The sequence below is a fragment of the Sorangium sp. So ce385 genome (assembly GCF_051474135.1).
GTDB classification, from domain to species: domain Bacteria; phylum Myxococcota_A; class Polyangia; order Polyangiales; family Polyangiaceae; genus Sorangium; species Sorangium cellulosum_D.
Genome location: NZ_CP150337.1, coordinates 7,701,386 through 7,714,487 on the forward strand (window position 1 = coordinate 7,701,386; position 13,102 = coordinate 7,714,487).

Sequence of the window (13,102 nt, forward strand, 5' to 3'; positions counted from 1 at the left end):
TCGAAGAAATCGTCGAAAGGTGTCAGATGGAGAATCGAATGAACCCGGAACGCGCCGCAGGAACGCCGGAGCCGGAGCACCAGGGTCCCAAGCCGGTCCCTTACACCTACCATGATGGTCGCGAGGACTATCTCCATGTGGGCCGACAAGGGGGTACGGAAGCCGACCAGCCCACGGCGCTGGTCCCCCCTTCGGAGGGGATGTCTCCCCCTGTCCAGACAACCGCCCTTGCGCCGGAGGCGAGCGCCCTGCCGCCCGAGACGGCCGTGCCGGCCGAGGTGGAGTCTCCGCCGGGTCGCGCGAGCGCTCTGCCGCCCGAGGCGACGGCCCTGCCGCCCGAAGCGCCCCGCGCGGCGGCGCAGCGCCCTCAGCAGGGGGCCCGCATGAGCGAGATCGTCACGCGCGGGCTGCGGACCGGCGCCGCGATGACGGCGGCGACGATGTGCACGATGATGGCAGCGTCGACCCTCAGGCGCGGGTCGCCCTGGGCCTCCATGAACGCCATGGCCACGGCGGTCGGGCTCGGGGGGCGCCGGGCGAGCGACCGGTTCGATCCGGTCGTCACGCCCGCCGGGATCGCGGTGCTCGCCGGGGGCCTGCTCGCCTGGGGCATCGGCTACGAGAAGGCGCTCGACGCGACCGGGAAGCGCAGCAGCCCGCTCACCGGCGCGCTGTCGGCGCTCGGCGGCATGCTGCTCGACGAGCTGATCTTGCCCGACCGGCTCATGAAGAACTTCCGCGACAAGATGGGTGTGCTCGGCACCCTCAGCAAATACGTCGCCCTCGGCGTCGCGAGCGCCGCGGCCCCGCGCTGAGCGCGCGAGGCGCCCCTCTGTTAGTAGTGGTCAAATTTGAACATGAAGGCGGGAAGGCGGGAAGAAAACATGAATGATCTTCCCGCCTTCCCGCCTTCATGTGGACTCTCCCCCGGGCAAAGTTGACCACTACCCTCTGTTAGCCCTGATTACCCCTGCCCGGCGGCCCTGCGCTCCTCGGCGCTTCGCTCCTCGTGCTGCGGCAGCGCGCCCGCCACCGGCCGCGCCTCGTCGGCCGCGTCGCCGTCCTGCGCCGGCGGCTCCTCCGGCGGGGCCGCTGCGCCCGCGGACGCGAGGCTGGGGTCCCGCGGCTCGAGCGAGCCCGCAGGGCCGCCGCGCCCGGACTCCTCGTAAGGACCGCCGCCGAGCGTGCCCGGCGCGCGGAGCTCGGCGTCCTTGGGATGCGGCCCGTCGAGCCGGAAGATCCCCTTCGACTGATCGACCTCGTCGACGCGCCCCTTGCCCTGCGCCTGCGGCTCGGGCCGCCCCTCGTCATCGCGCCCCATGGTTCCCCTCCATCGCCGCGCGCCGTGCATCCCCCGCACACGCGCGCTCCGACCCGCTGCGTGCACGCGAGGTGCCGGCGCGCGCCGGCGAGCGGCCGCTCACGCCGGCCGCGCCGCGCGGGGCCATCCCCACGCCCGGCGTCGATCGGCCGCGGCGGTCGCGGCGGAGCGCGGCTCAGCGCGCGCGCTGGGCGCGGCTCAGCCCCCGCCCGCGTAGTTCACGGGCCACGCCGCCGAGAGGCTGCCGCCGTCGACCGCGAGGTCCTGGCCGGTGATGAACGACGCCTTGTCGCCGAGGAGGAACGCGACGGTCGCGGCCACCTCCTCGAGCTTGCCGACGCGGTTCATCGCGTGGAGCGACGAGGCGAAGGCGCGGCCCTGGGGCAGGTCGAGGCGAAAGTGGGTCGTGGACATCTCCGACTCGATGATGCCGGGGCTCACCACGTTCACGCGGATGCCCTTCTGCGCGTACTCGACCGCGGCGTTGCGCGTGAGCGCGACGATGCCCGCCTTGGAGGCGCTGTAGACGCCGAGCCCGGGATAAAAGCGCGACGCGGCCACCGAGGCGCAGTTGACGATGGAGCCCCCGCCGCCGGCGAGCATGGCCTTGATCTGGTGCTTCATGCACCAGAAGGTGCCGCGAAGGTTGGTGTCGACGAGGAAGTCGTAGTCGTCGTTGGTCGTCTCGGCGAGCGGCGCGATCAGGGCGCAGCCCGCGTTGTTGAAGCTGCCGTCGAGGCGGCCATACGTGGAGACCGCGGCGTCCACGAGCGCCTCGATGTCGCGCTCGACGCGCATGTCGGCGGTGACCCAGGTGATCTCCCCGCCGCGGTCCTTGACCTCGGCCACGAGCTCGCGCCCCTGCGCCTCGCGCCGCGCGCTCGCGACGACCTTCGCGCCCTCGGCCGCGAGCGCGACGGCCGTCTCCCTGCCGATGCCCGCGCTCGCGCCCGTGACGATGACGACCTTGTCTTTCAAAGCTCCCATGCCGCACATCCTCTCGCGAAGGTGATCGACGCCGCCGTGATCGGCTCCGGCGCTCGCCATGCCGAGATAAAAGAAGGACAACCGCCCTCGGGCACCGCCGTGCGCGCAGAGCGGGCCGCGACGATGCCAAGGACGCGGCGAAAAGGGAAGCGATTCCAGCGTCCTGCGCGATGTCCAGCGGTGCGCGATGCGCGGATGTGGGGCGCGCAACCTCTGCTTTGGGGCTCGTCTCCCCGGCGGACGACGGGTAGGGTCCGGCCGTCCTGAAGGAGGGACGACGATGAGAGCGATGTGGCGGCCTATCGCGGGGCTCGGGCAGTGGATGGCGGGGGCGGCGTGCGGATCGGACAGCTGCTTCGTGCGCGGCACGCGGATCGTGACGCCGCGGGGCTTCCGGCGCATCGAGGATCTCGACGTGGGGGACGAGGTCTTCAGCCTGAGCCTCGAGCGGCGCGCGCCGGTGGTGCGCCGGGTGGCGCGGGTGCTCCGCGCGCGGGCCACCGAGGTCCTCCACGTCGCCGCGGGGGAGCTGGTCGTCGCCGGCGTGACCGCCGAGCACCCCTTCTACGACGCCGCGTGCGGCGCGTGGGTCGAGGCGGGCGCGCTGCGCGAAGGGACTCGGCTCCTGGCCTGGCTCGGCTCGGCCGACGTCCGCGAGCTCTCCGTGACGGCGCACCGCCCCGCGCCGTCGGCCGGCAAGGTGGATGTCTTCAACCTGACGATCGATGGCCCGGAGCGGAATTACTTTGCCGAGGGACTGCTGGTCCACAACAAGTCGTGATCGGACTGCGATCAGGAGGGGTATCGAGCGCTGGGCTCCGCGACGACCTTCCGTCGGTGCATCCGGGAGCTGAGGCGGTGTGCGGCGACGGCTTGGACGACAACTGCGATGGCATCACGTGCGGCGATGGGCCGGAGGGCGCAGGCGGCTCAGGCGGGACCGGCGGCTGAGCGCTCTTGGCGTCTCGGCGGCTCGAGCTCCGTCGGTGATCCGACGTTCCCTCCGTCCGTCGCTCCAGGTGCGTCGCGCCCCGTCGAGCGCGCGAATCGCCCGAGTTGCCCCGCGAGCGCCGGCGAACGCACACCTGACCGCGCGTGACCCACACCACATGACGCATCGCATCTCTGGCGCGCCGAGCCGCTGCGCGGGCTGCGCAGAGCGCGCCCGGCGGGGGCGGAGTTGGGCTATAGGCCTGCGCCCATGAACCGACCCCGCCTCGTCGCCGGCGCGCTCTTCCTGGCCGGCCACCTCTTCGCGCTCGGTTGCAGCGCCCCCAAGCCGGAGCCCGAGATCGCCTCCTCGGCCCACCAGAGCGGCTACGCCGAGCGTTACCCGGCCGAGCTCCAGGCCACGGCCACGTCGTTCAGCGAGCGCGAGGACCTCGCGAAGCGCGCCACGGGCCAGTTCCAGGGCTACCCGGGCGAGCTCAAGAAGCCGGACTGGAAGGTGGCCGTCGAGGTCGTCGAGCAGGCGGACGCGGCGGGCCGGAGCTACGACTACGTCGAGCGCCTGCGCGTCGTGAACGGCGCCATGGAGTTCTTCAACGAGAACCAGGAGGAGCTCACCCGCAAGGTGAGCGGCGCCGCGCAGTACGTCGTCAAGCAGAAGGGGTGCGACGCCGACGTCACCGGCGCCACCGCGCACGCGCTCGAGGAGGGCGTCGCGCGCCAGCTCGAGAAGTACGTCCGCGATCGCAACGAGGCGCACCGCACCATCGAGCGCCACCGCGCCTCGCTCGGCAAGGAGAACGCGGCGACGCTCGAGCGGCAGGCCGACGCCGTGAGCTTCGCGAGCTACACCGTCCACATCGACATGGTCGAGCACAAGCTCCGGCTCCGCCGGATGCTCGAGGAGATCGAGGCGATCAAGGCGTCGATCGACGAGGCCGTGGCCGCGGAGCGCGCGTTCCAGGCCTCGGGCCGGCGCACCGACGAGGAGAAGAAGGCGTCGGACGAGCGCATCGAGGAGCTCGGGCGCAGCAAGGCGATGCTCGACTCGTCCGCGACCCAGGTGAAGGAGATCGACGCGACGATGGAGGAGCGCATCGCCGCGGCCCAGAAGGGCTACCGCGAGGCGCTGGACCGGCTCATCGCCACGCTCCGCAAGAACGCAGGCCTGCCCGAGGCGCCGCCGCGCGAGGGCTGATCGCGCGCCGCCTCCCCGCCCGGGAGGCGGCGCGGCGGTGGCCGATCCGCTACTTCCGGCGGCCCGCGCCGGGCTGCGCGCGCTTGCGCGCCTTCGCGGGCGCAGCGGCGGCGGCCGCGCGCGGGGCGGCCTTCGCCTCGCGCGCAGCAGGGCCGGCCGCGCGCGGGGCGGCCTTCGCCTCGCGCGCAGCAGGGCCGGCCGCGCGCGGGGCCGGCGTCGCCCCGCGCCCCTCCGGCCGCGCCAGCATCGCCTGGATGGCCCGGATCTGCGCGGCGCTCGAGACGAACCGCGCGCGCTGCGCGCCCGTCGCCCGCGCCCCCTCGCCCGCGCCGTCGGGCAGCGTCGGGAGCTCGTCCAGGAGCGCGCGGTAGGTCGCCGTCGCCTCGGCCCCGAGCGCGCGCTCGATCCGATCGAGCTTGCCGCGCGAGCGCCACGGCTTGCCCGCGTCGGCGTCCGCCGCGAGCCCGGCGGCCACGCGCTCGATCTCCCGCGCCGCCTGCGCGTCGGGCTGTTCGGCGACCAGCCCGGCCAGCGCTTTCCGGAGCGCGCCGGCGGCGAAGAGCACCACCTCGTGGTGCAGGAGGTTCCACCCGGCCATGAACATCTTCACCGCGTCGTGCTCGGTCATCGTCGACGCGAGCTCGTCCGAGCCCGGCTTCTTGCGCCCCGCGCGCTCTCCGAGGAGGCGCTCGAGCCCGAGGCTGCAGGTGCAGAGCACGGCCTCGGCCGCCTCGAACGGCCGGAACGCGCGGCCGTCGTGGCTGCACCCGGAGATGAGGACGTTGACGAGGTAGCTCAGCTCCAGGAGCCGCTTCCCGTAGAGCTCCGCGTCGCGCGCCATCACCTCGCGGATCGCCGACGTGAACAGGAGCTCTTCCCCCTCGCGCCGCGCGCCGCCCGTGAGGAGCCGCGCCTCGGCCGCGGGCGGCACGATCTCCGCCTCGCGCAGCACCTCGAGGAAGCTCTGGAGGTCCTCCGCGGCCGGCGCGCCCTTCTCCCCGCCCCTCTCCACGCCGGAGGCCGGCCGCCGGGGCGCCGCGGCGGGGGGCCGCGCCTTCGCCGCCGCCGCCCGGAAATGCGCGCGCGTCACAGCATCGTACGTCCGGGCCCCGAGGATCTCGTCGAGCGGCGTGACCCGCGCCAGGTTGAGGAAGCTCACGGCCGCGGACGGCGCGACGAACCCCTCCTGCTCGCGCCGGTCCTCCCGCTCCGCGGCGACGTCGGACTCCAGCATCTCCTCGGAGGTGAGGACGTCGTAGAGCCCGCCGGACTCCTCGATGACCTCGGTGGAGATGGCGCAGCACCGCTCGAGCAGCGCCCGCAGGAGCGCGTGGTGCTCCCTGTCGAGCTCGACCAGCACCTGGAGGATGGGATCCCAGCTCCGGTGGTCCTTGGCGATGATGCGGAACTCCTCGAACTCCTGGTACAGGCAGCTCTCGAGCGCCTTGTCCACGAGATCGTCGTCGTCCGAGCGCTCCGAGCTCGACATCTGGACGCTGAGCCCGTCGATGTCGATCACGAGGACGTGCTTGCTCAGCGCCATCGTGACGAAATCCTCGTCGAGCTCGGCGATCTTCCGCGCCGCGAACGCCTCGCCCGCCTCGAGCATGACCTCGATCCAGAGGGCGAACCGATCCGCGTCGAACGCCTCGTCCTTGCCGGGGCGCTCGCTGCGCCACAGGTCCTCGTCGAAGATCCCCTTGAGCTGCTCGGTCGTCGCGAGCGCGACGATCTCCCCCGCGTCCTCCAGGCCGATGTGGTGGATCAGCCGGGTGAGGACCGGGGCCTCCAGCCCCTGCACGAGGCGCACGAGATCCGGCTGCTCGAGGAGCTTCGCCACCAGGTGGCGAGGACGGGTCGACTTGGCGAACGCATTCGTCATTCGAGTGTCACCTCCCTCGCGGTGCTCCACGACGAGCACGCGACCTTTTCCCTACCCCACCCACCGCTCCGCCATCGCGAGCGTCTTCTGGTTGTCCGGCACGGTGAGGAACCTCTCCCGCCACACCGGATCGCTGATCTTCCCCGCCCTCTCCAGCAACCTCTCCCGCGCCGCCGCGATCACCGCCGCGCAGTCCGCCTCCATCCCGTTCGCCGCCAGCGCCTCGGCGTAGACGAGCCGCACCGCGGACTCCCCCTCCTCGATCGCCCCGATCCCCTCCAGCATCGAGAACGCCTCCCCCGCCGCCGAGAGCCCTTCGTCGTACCTCCCGAGGCCGAGGAGCGCCCGCGCCCGCGCCGCCACCGCCGCCGCGCGCAGCGGCGGCGCGCTTTGCAAGATCTCCGCCGCCGTCCTCGCCTCCCGCTCCGCCGCCTCGTAATCCCGGGCGATCAGCGCGATCCGCGCGAGGTACGTCCGCGCGCTCCCCTCCTGGCGCGGATCCCCGAGCCGCTGCGACAGCGCGATCGCCTCCCGCGCGGTCCGCTGCGCCTCCTCGACGCGCCCCCGGTAGCCGAGCACGTGCCCCAGGTTGCTCAGCGTCGCCGCCGCCAGCTCGTGCAGCCCCATCCGCTCCGCGGCCGCGAGGGCGCTGCGCAGCACCTCCTCCGCGCCCGCGAAGTCCCCGAGCTCCGCGTGCATGTAGCCCACGTTCATGCGGACCGCGCAGGCGTTGCCGCGGTCGCCCGCCCGCTCGAACGCCGCGAGCGCCGACGACAGGCCCCTCAGGCAGGCGCCGGGGTCGCCGTTCACGAGCGCCCGGATCGACCGCGCCTCGTGCAGCCGCGCCTCCACCTCGACCTCCCGCTCCGCGAGGTCGGTCCCGTCGCCCTCGACCGCCTCGATGAGCGCGTCCGCGAACGCGTAGCGCCCCCCGAACACGAGCAGGAGCGCGCCCTCGCCGAGGCACATGTGCTTCGCCACGAGCGCGCCCTCCGCCTCGGCCTCGGCGGCCTGCGCCACGCCCATCCAGCGCTCCACCCGCTCGAAGCCGCCGAGCTTGCCCGCGGCGACCGCCACCTGCTTGATCGCCGAGAACCACGGCGCCGAGCCGGCCGGCAGCCGGTCCACCGCCTCGATGCCGCGCTGCTCCGCGAGCGCGAGCTCCCCGCGCCAGACGTGCGCCTCGGCCTCCACGAGGCGCAGCGCGCCCAGCGTCTGCGCCGTCGGGCCGCACGCGACCCCGCGCTCGGCGCGCTCGACGGCGGCGGCGAGGTCCTGCGCCCGGAGCGCCTGCTCGGCCGCGCGGCAGTAGGCGGCCGCCGCCCGCGACAGCTCGCCGCCGCGCTCGAAGTGCTCGCCGAGCGCCATCGCGTCCGCCGCGCCCGCGCGCGAGAGCCACTCGCCCGCCAGCCGGTGCCCGAGCCGCCGATCGCCCTCGGTCAGCATCCCGTAGGCCGCCTCCCGGACGATCGCGTGCTGGAAGCTGTACTCGACCTCGCCGGGGAGGCTCCCCTCGCCGCGCCGCGCGATGACCTCGCGCTGCTCCAGCTCGACGAGCTTCGGCGCCACCTGCGCCCCGCCCACGAGCGCCGAGACGCCGCCCTGCCAGAACGTCTGCCCGAAGATGCTCGCCGCCCGCAGCACGCGCCGCGCCTCGATGTCGAGCGCCTCGATGCGCGCCTGCACCATCGCCAGCACCGTCTCGGGCAGGTCGGCGCCCTTGCCGTCGGCGACCGCGCGGAGCTGCTCCTCCAGGTAGAACGCGTTGCCGTCGGCGCGGTCGACGATCATCGTGAGCAGCTCGGGCGCGACGTCCTCGCCGAGCACCTGGCGCACGAGCCGCTCGCTCGCGCGGCGCGGCAGCCCCGAGAGCTGCACCTCGTGCACGCCGCGCCCCGCCCAGAGCTTCGGGAAGAGCTCGCGCACCTCGGGCCGGCCGAGCGCGAGCACCATCAGCTGCTGGTCGCCGAGGTTGCGCAGCGCCGAGTCGACGAGCATCACGCTCGGCAGGTCGCCCCAGTGCAGGTCCTCGAGCACGAGCAGCAGCGGCCGCGCCGAGCACTCGGCGCGCAGGAGCTCCTCCCAGGCGAGGCGGATCTGGTCGCTCATCAGCACGGGGTTCCGCCGCGCCGCCATGAGCTGCACGCTGTCGCCGTCGGGGAACGGCACGCCCATGAGCTCCCCCAGGAACGCCGCGGTGCGCGGGGACTCGCCCCGGCCGTGCCGCGCGACGCGCGCGCGGATCTTGTGCTGCCGCGCCTCGATCGGCTCGCCGTCGAACAGGCCGATCGCGCGCCGGAGCGCCGACGCGAGCAGGCCGAAGGCCGAGCCGGCGCTCATGGGGTCGCCGCGCCCGATCCACACCTCCATCTCCTCGCCGCGGTCGCGGAGGCGGCGGAGCAGCTCGGTGCGGAGGCGGGATTTGCCGGCGCCCGCGGGCGCGGTCACGAGCACGGCGCTCGGCGTCGACTCGTCGACGCAGTGCGCGAACGCGGCCTCGAGCAGGGCGAGCTCGCGGTCGCGCCCGACGCACGGCGTCGGCTTGCCGAGCAGCGGCGGCGTCGTGGCGAGCGCCTCGCGCTCGCCGTGGAGGCGGAGGCCGCCCTTGTCGCGGGTGATGTCGAACCGGGAGCCGAGCAGCCCCGCCGTCACCTCGTCCATGCGGACGGCGTCCGCGCCCGCCGGGGCGTGGGCCGGCGGCAGCAGGTGGACGGCGCGGTCGATCAGCTCGCCGACCGGCAGCCGCGAGGAGATCTCGGCGCGGCCGGTGACGAGCGCGACGGGCACGCAGCCGAGCAGCGCGTTCAGGGCGAGCGCGCAGCGCGCGGCCTGGGCCGCGAGGTCGGTCGGCGCGCCGCCGGCGGAGAGCACGATGAGCGGGGAGCGCGACTCCAGGATCTCGAGCTCGCCCTGGTAACGCTCGGCCACGGCGATGAGCGCCTTGCTGCGCTCCAGGTCCTCCTCCTGGGAGCGCGTCGCCTCGGCGTCGCCGGTAACGTCGCGGGCGAGCACGAGGCACATCATCTTGCGCTCGTTCGTGGTGATCTCGCTGCCGCGCAGGGTGTTCGACGGGCGGCTGCTCACGGCGCCCGCGCCGAGGTCGTCGAGCTCGAGGAGCTCGGCCGCGACCGCGTCGCCGTCCTTGGGCCGCTCGTTCGGCGGCTTCGCGAGCATGCGCGCGACGAGGTCGTCGAGCGCCTCGGGGATGTCGCCGCGGAGCTCGCGGAGCCGCGGCGGGTCCTCGAGGATGACCTTGATGAGCACCGAGAGCCCGTCGGCGCCCTGGAACGCCGAGCGCCCGGTGAGGCACTTGAAGAGCACGCAGCCGAGCGAGAAGACGTCGGCGCGGGCGTCGATGTTCGGCTCGCTGCGGGCCTGCTCGGGCGCCATGTAGCCCGGGGTGCCGAGCATCGTGCCCGGCATGGTGAGGTGCCGGTCGATGGCGCCGAGGCGCACCACGCCGAAGTCGATGAGGGTGACGCCCTCGACGGCGCCGCCCACGAGGAGCAGGTTGCTCGGCTTGAGGTCGCGGTGGACGATGCCGGCGCGGTGGACGACGCCGAGCGTCGAGGCGACCCGGGAGGCGAGCACGAGGGTCTCGCGGACGGAGAGCGACCGCCTGGCGAGGCGCTCGGTCAGCGTCTCGCCGGCGAGCCACTCCATGGCGAGGTAGGGCTGCCCCGTGTCGGTCGCGCCGTGCGCGACGTAGCGCACGATGCCCGGGTGCCGCAGCGCGGTGAGCGCCTCGAGCGCCTCGGCCTCGCGCGCGAACCGGATCGCCTCCTGGAGCCCGCGGCGCTGCAGGACCTTGAGCGCCACCGGCTCGTTCGCGGCCAGATCGATGGCGCGGTAGACGTCGCCCATCCCGCCGGAGCTGGCGAGGCGCTCGAGCCGGAAGCGACGGTCGATGACGTCTCCCACGCGCATCTCGGCTCCCCGTGTTACCTGAGATCTCGCATGAGCTTGCTTACAACGTGAGTAGACGAACTCGGCGCCGATCGCCAGCGAGTCCGCCCGGAGCGGCCGGGCACGGCAGCTCGTCGGCGGCGTCGACCGCAGACACTGTAACGTAGCAAACGTAACGCGCCCGGGCACGGGCGGCGCGCGCCGTGCCGTGCGGGCGGGTGCTCCCGCGCGCGGATCCCGGGAGCCGGCCACTTCCCCGGAGGCGCCCTCGCTCCCGCGCGCTCGTCCGGCGCGCGCTCGCGGCCCTGTCGCCCCGGCGGGGCGGCGCGCCGGGGGGTTGACCGGGTAGTTTCACCACAGCGGGGCAAAACGTCATATCGGCGTGGCGCGCGTCACGGCGGAGCATCGCTTTCGTTACGGCTGCCTGGACTCGAATGCATGGCATGCAGCGTGCTGGATTGGAGCGCATGAAGGCGAAGCTGTCCAAGAAGCAAAAGAAGAAGCTCAACAAGCTCGGTCGGAAGGTCCTCAAGCCGGTCGCTGCGGTGACGAGCCTCGCCGCCGCGTTCGCGGCCGGGCTCTATGGCGACAGGGCCAAAGGCTACCTGGCCGGCGCGGGCACGACCGTGACCCGCAGGGTGAAGGGCTGGGCGAGCTCGCTGGGTGTCCCCCGGCTGGCCAACGGCATTGCGGAGAGGGCTCATCCCGAGGTTGAGCTCGCGCAGTCGTCATGAAGAAGAAGACGCGGCGAGCCCTGCGGAGGGCGGTGAGGGCGGTGTCGGCGGCGGCGGCGGCCATCGTGGTCGAGACGATCGGCGCCGCCGCGGGGAGCCTGCTGAAGGACGCGCTGAAGGGGCGGCGGCGCGCCCGCTGAGGCGTTCTGGCGCGGGCTTGCACGAGCGTCTCGCGCCTGACGCTCTCCTGGGGTAGGTTCCGCCGTCGATGGACACCCGAACTTACTTTCAGGGCAAGAGCGTCGTCGTGACCGGCGGCTCGAGCGGCATCGGCCTGTCGTTCGCGCGGCTCGTGGCGGGCTACGGCGCGGCGGTGACGCTTGTCGCGCGCCGCCGGGCCCTCCTCGACGAGGCGGCGGTGGGCATCCGGCGGGAGCACCCGTCGGCGCGGGTCGACGTCCTGGAGCTCGACGTCAGCCGGGCGGAGGACGTCGCGCGCGCCATGGAGTCGCTGCTGGCCGAGCGCCCGATCGATCACCTCGTGAACAACGCGGGGGCCGTGATGCCGGGGCGCTTCCTCGAGCTGCCGGTCGAGGAGTTCCGCGGCATGATGGACGTGAATTTCTTCGGCGCCGTCCACCTGTGCAAGGCGGTGCTGCCGGCGATGGTGGCGCGCGGGAGCGGCCATGTGCTCAACGTCTCGTCGCTGGCGGGCGTGATCGGCATCTACGGCTACACGCCGTACGCCGCGAGCAAGTTCGCGCTGATCGGCTTCTCGCAGGCGCTACGCGCGGAGATGTGGCCGCACGGCGTCCGGGTGAGCGTGTGCATGCCGCCCGACACCGACACGCCGCAGCTCGCGTTCGAGAACCGGTACAAGCCCGCGGAGACCAAGGCCATCGCGGGCAACGTGAAGACGCTGGAGCCGGACGCGGTGGCGCGCAGCATGGCCGAGGGCATGGCGCGCGGGCGGTTCGAGATCTACCCCGACGTCGGCTCGCGGGTGAGCGCGATCGCGCAGGGGGTGATCCCGGGCGTGGTCCGCTGGGTCTGCGACAGCGCGCAGCGGAAGGCCGGCCCGGCCGCGGGCTGAGCGCTCCCGGCCGGCGGCGCGGGGCTCGCCCGCCGGTTGAGCGCGCCGGGCCGGCGGCGGGGGGCTCGGCCGCTGGCTGAGCGCGCCAGGCCGGCGGCGCGGGGGCTCGGCCGCCGCCGCTCCCTTCGACACTCCCCTTCGGCACTCCTTTCGTCCACGCATCACGTGCGCGGCGAAGCGCATCGTCTGCGTCCCGGGCTCTTCCCGCGCCGCGCCGAGCGCGACCGCGCGCGGGGCGGCGACAGGCACGCTCGTTGCGACTCGGTCGCGAGCAACCGAGGACATTTCACGGGAGGAAGCCATGGAATCGAATCCTTCGAGCACATCGGCCGCGACCAGGCCGTTCAACGTCCTGGCGGCGGTGGATCTCTCGCCGGCGAGCCGGGGCGTGCTCCTCCGGGCGCTGTGGCTGGCGAACGCGGAGGATACCGGCGGCGAGGTGCACGTCGTGGCGGTGGCGGACAGCGGCCGCGAGATGCTGGGCTTGCAGGGCCTCGCCAAGACCTCGAGCGCGGCCGACGCCGCGGCCCGGCTCCAGGAGCTCGCGACGAGCGTCGTCAACGAGTTCGCCGTGCCGCCGCGGACCCCGCACGTCGAGCGCGTGGTCACGCACCTGCTCACGGGCGATCCGGCCCGGGAGATCGTCTGGCTCGCGGCGCACGTCGACGCGGATCTCATCGTGATGGGGACGCACGGGCGCACCGGCGTGAAGCGCGTGCTGCTCGGCTCGGTCGCCGAGCGCGTGGTGCGGACCGCGGGGTGTCCCGTGTGCGTGGTGCGGGACAAGCACCACGACGACTCGTGGCGTATTCCGGAGATCGAGCCGCCCTGCCCCGACTGCCTCGCGGAGCGCAACCGGACCGGCGGAGCGAGCCTGTGGTGCGCGCGCCACCAGGGGCATGTCCACGCCCATGTCTACTCGGGCGCCGAGACGACGAGGACGGTGCGCCGCGCGGTGAGGCCCTGGGGGTTCTCGACCTGACGTTGCCAGCGGGGAGCTTCTCCTCGTTGTGGGAAGCTCCTCCGTCGCCTCGGCTGGCGCTCGACACGAACGCTTGTGGGAAGCTCCTTCAGCGCTCCGGCGTGCGCTTGA

12 protein-coding genes are annotated in these 13,102 nt (G+C 73.7%); 8 read left to right on the forward strand and 4 right to left on the reverse strand.

Annotated features, from left to right (window positions below):
• Positions 1-38 precede the first annotated feature (38 nt).
• On the forward strand, positions 39-815 hold the full coding sequence (locus tag WME83_RS27905) for a hypothetical protein (RefSeq protein WP_437312737.1): 777 nt from the start codon (positions 39-41) through the stop codon (positions 813-815).
• Positions 816-964: 149 nt separating this feature from the next.
• Here WME83_RS27905 and WME83_RS27910 read toward each other — a convergent pair whose 3' ends face one another.
• Entirely contained in the window at positions 965-1,321 is a 357-nt protein-coding gene (locus WME83_RS27910; RefSeq protein WP_437312738.1) for a hypothetical protein, read from the reverse strand.
• Positions 1,322-1,519: 198 nt separating this feature from the next.
• A complete protein-coding gene (locus tag WME83_RS27915; protein ID WP_437312739.1) occupies positions 1,520-2,308 on the reverse strand; it encodes an SDR family NAD(P)-dependent oxidoreductase in 789 nt (262 codons plus the stop codon).
• A gap of 289 nt (positions 2,309-2,597) precedes the next feature.
• Here WME83_RS27915 and WME83_RS27920 point away from each other — a divergent pair, with 289 nt between their 5' ends.
• The 3 genes from WME83_RS27920 to WME83_RS27930 all read left to right on the forward strand — a co-directional run bounded on the left by WME83_RS27920 (position 2,598) and on the right by WME83_RS27930 (position 4,454).
• Positions 2,598-3,089, forward strand: a complete 492-nt coding sequence (locus WME83_RS27920; protein WP_437312740.1) for a polymorphic toxin-type HINT domain-containing protein — start codon at positions 2,598-2,600, stop codon at positions 3,087-3,089.
• A complete protein-coding gene (locus WME83_RS27925) occupies positions 3,086-3,259 on the forward strand; it encodes a MopE-related protein (protein WP_437312741.1) in 174 nt (57 codons plus the stop codon). The genes WME83_RS27920 and WME83_RS27925 overlap by 4 nt, the downstream gene beginning before the upstream one ends.
• A gap of 250 nt (positions 3,260-3,509) precedes the next feature.
• Entirely contained in the window at positions 3,510-4,454 is a 945-nt protein-coding gene (locus tag WME83_RS27930) for a hypothetical protein (protein ID WP_437312742.1), read from the forward strand.
• A gap of 49 nt (positions 4,455-4,503) precedes the next feature.
• Here WME83_RS27930 and WME83_RS27935 read toward each other — a convergent pair whose 3' ends face one another.
• Both WME83_RS27935 and WME83_RS27940 read right to left on the reverse strand, forming a co-directional pair.
• Entirely contained in the window at positions 4,504-6,336 is a 1,833-nt protein-coding gene (locus tag WME83_RS27935; RefSeq protein ID WP_437312743.1) for a DUF6178 family protein, read from the reverse strand.
• Between the two features lie 51 nt (positions 6,337-6,387).
• Positions 6,388-10,263 carry a serine/threonine-protein kinase gene (locus WME83_RS27940; protein WP_437312744.1) on the reverse strand — a complete coding sequence of 1,292 codons (3,876 nt, stop codon included), beginning with the start codon at positions 10,261-10,263 and terminating at the stop codon, positions 6,388-6,390.
• Between the two features lie 446 nt (positions 10,264-10,709).
• Between WME83_RS27940 and WME83_RS27945 the strand changes: the two genes are divergently transcribed.
• The 4 genes from WME83_RS27945 (at position 10,710) to WME83_RS27960 (ending at position 12,991) form a co-directional block, all read left to right on the forward strand.
• Positions 10,710-10,976 (forward strand): hypothetical protein, encoded by a 267-nt coding sequence (locus WME83_RS27945; protein WP_437312745.1) that lies wholly within the window; start codon positions 10,710-10,712, stop codon positions 10,974-10,976.
• The gene (locus WME83_RS27950; RefSeq protein ID WP_437312746.1) at positions 10,973-11,116 is read left to right on the forward strand and encodes a hypothetical protein; all 144 of its coding nucleotides are present in this window, start codon (positions 10,973-10,975) and stop codon (positions 11,114-11,116) included. Before WME83_RS27945 ends, WME83_RS27950 begins: the two co-directional genes overlap by 4 nt.
• Positions 11,117-11,184: 68 nt before the next feature.
• Positions 11,185-12,009, forward strand: a complete 825-nt coding sequence (locus tag WME83_RS27955) for an SDR family oxidoreductase (protein WP_437312747.1) — start codon at positions 11,185-11,187, stop codon at positions 12,007-12,009.
• Between the two features lie 301 nt (positions 12,010-12,310).
• Entirely contained in the window at positions 12,311-12,991 is a 681-nt protein-coding gene (locus WME83_RS27960; protein WP_437312748.1) for a universal stress protein, read from the forward strand.
• Positions 12,992-13,102: the final 111 nt, after the last annotated feature.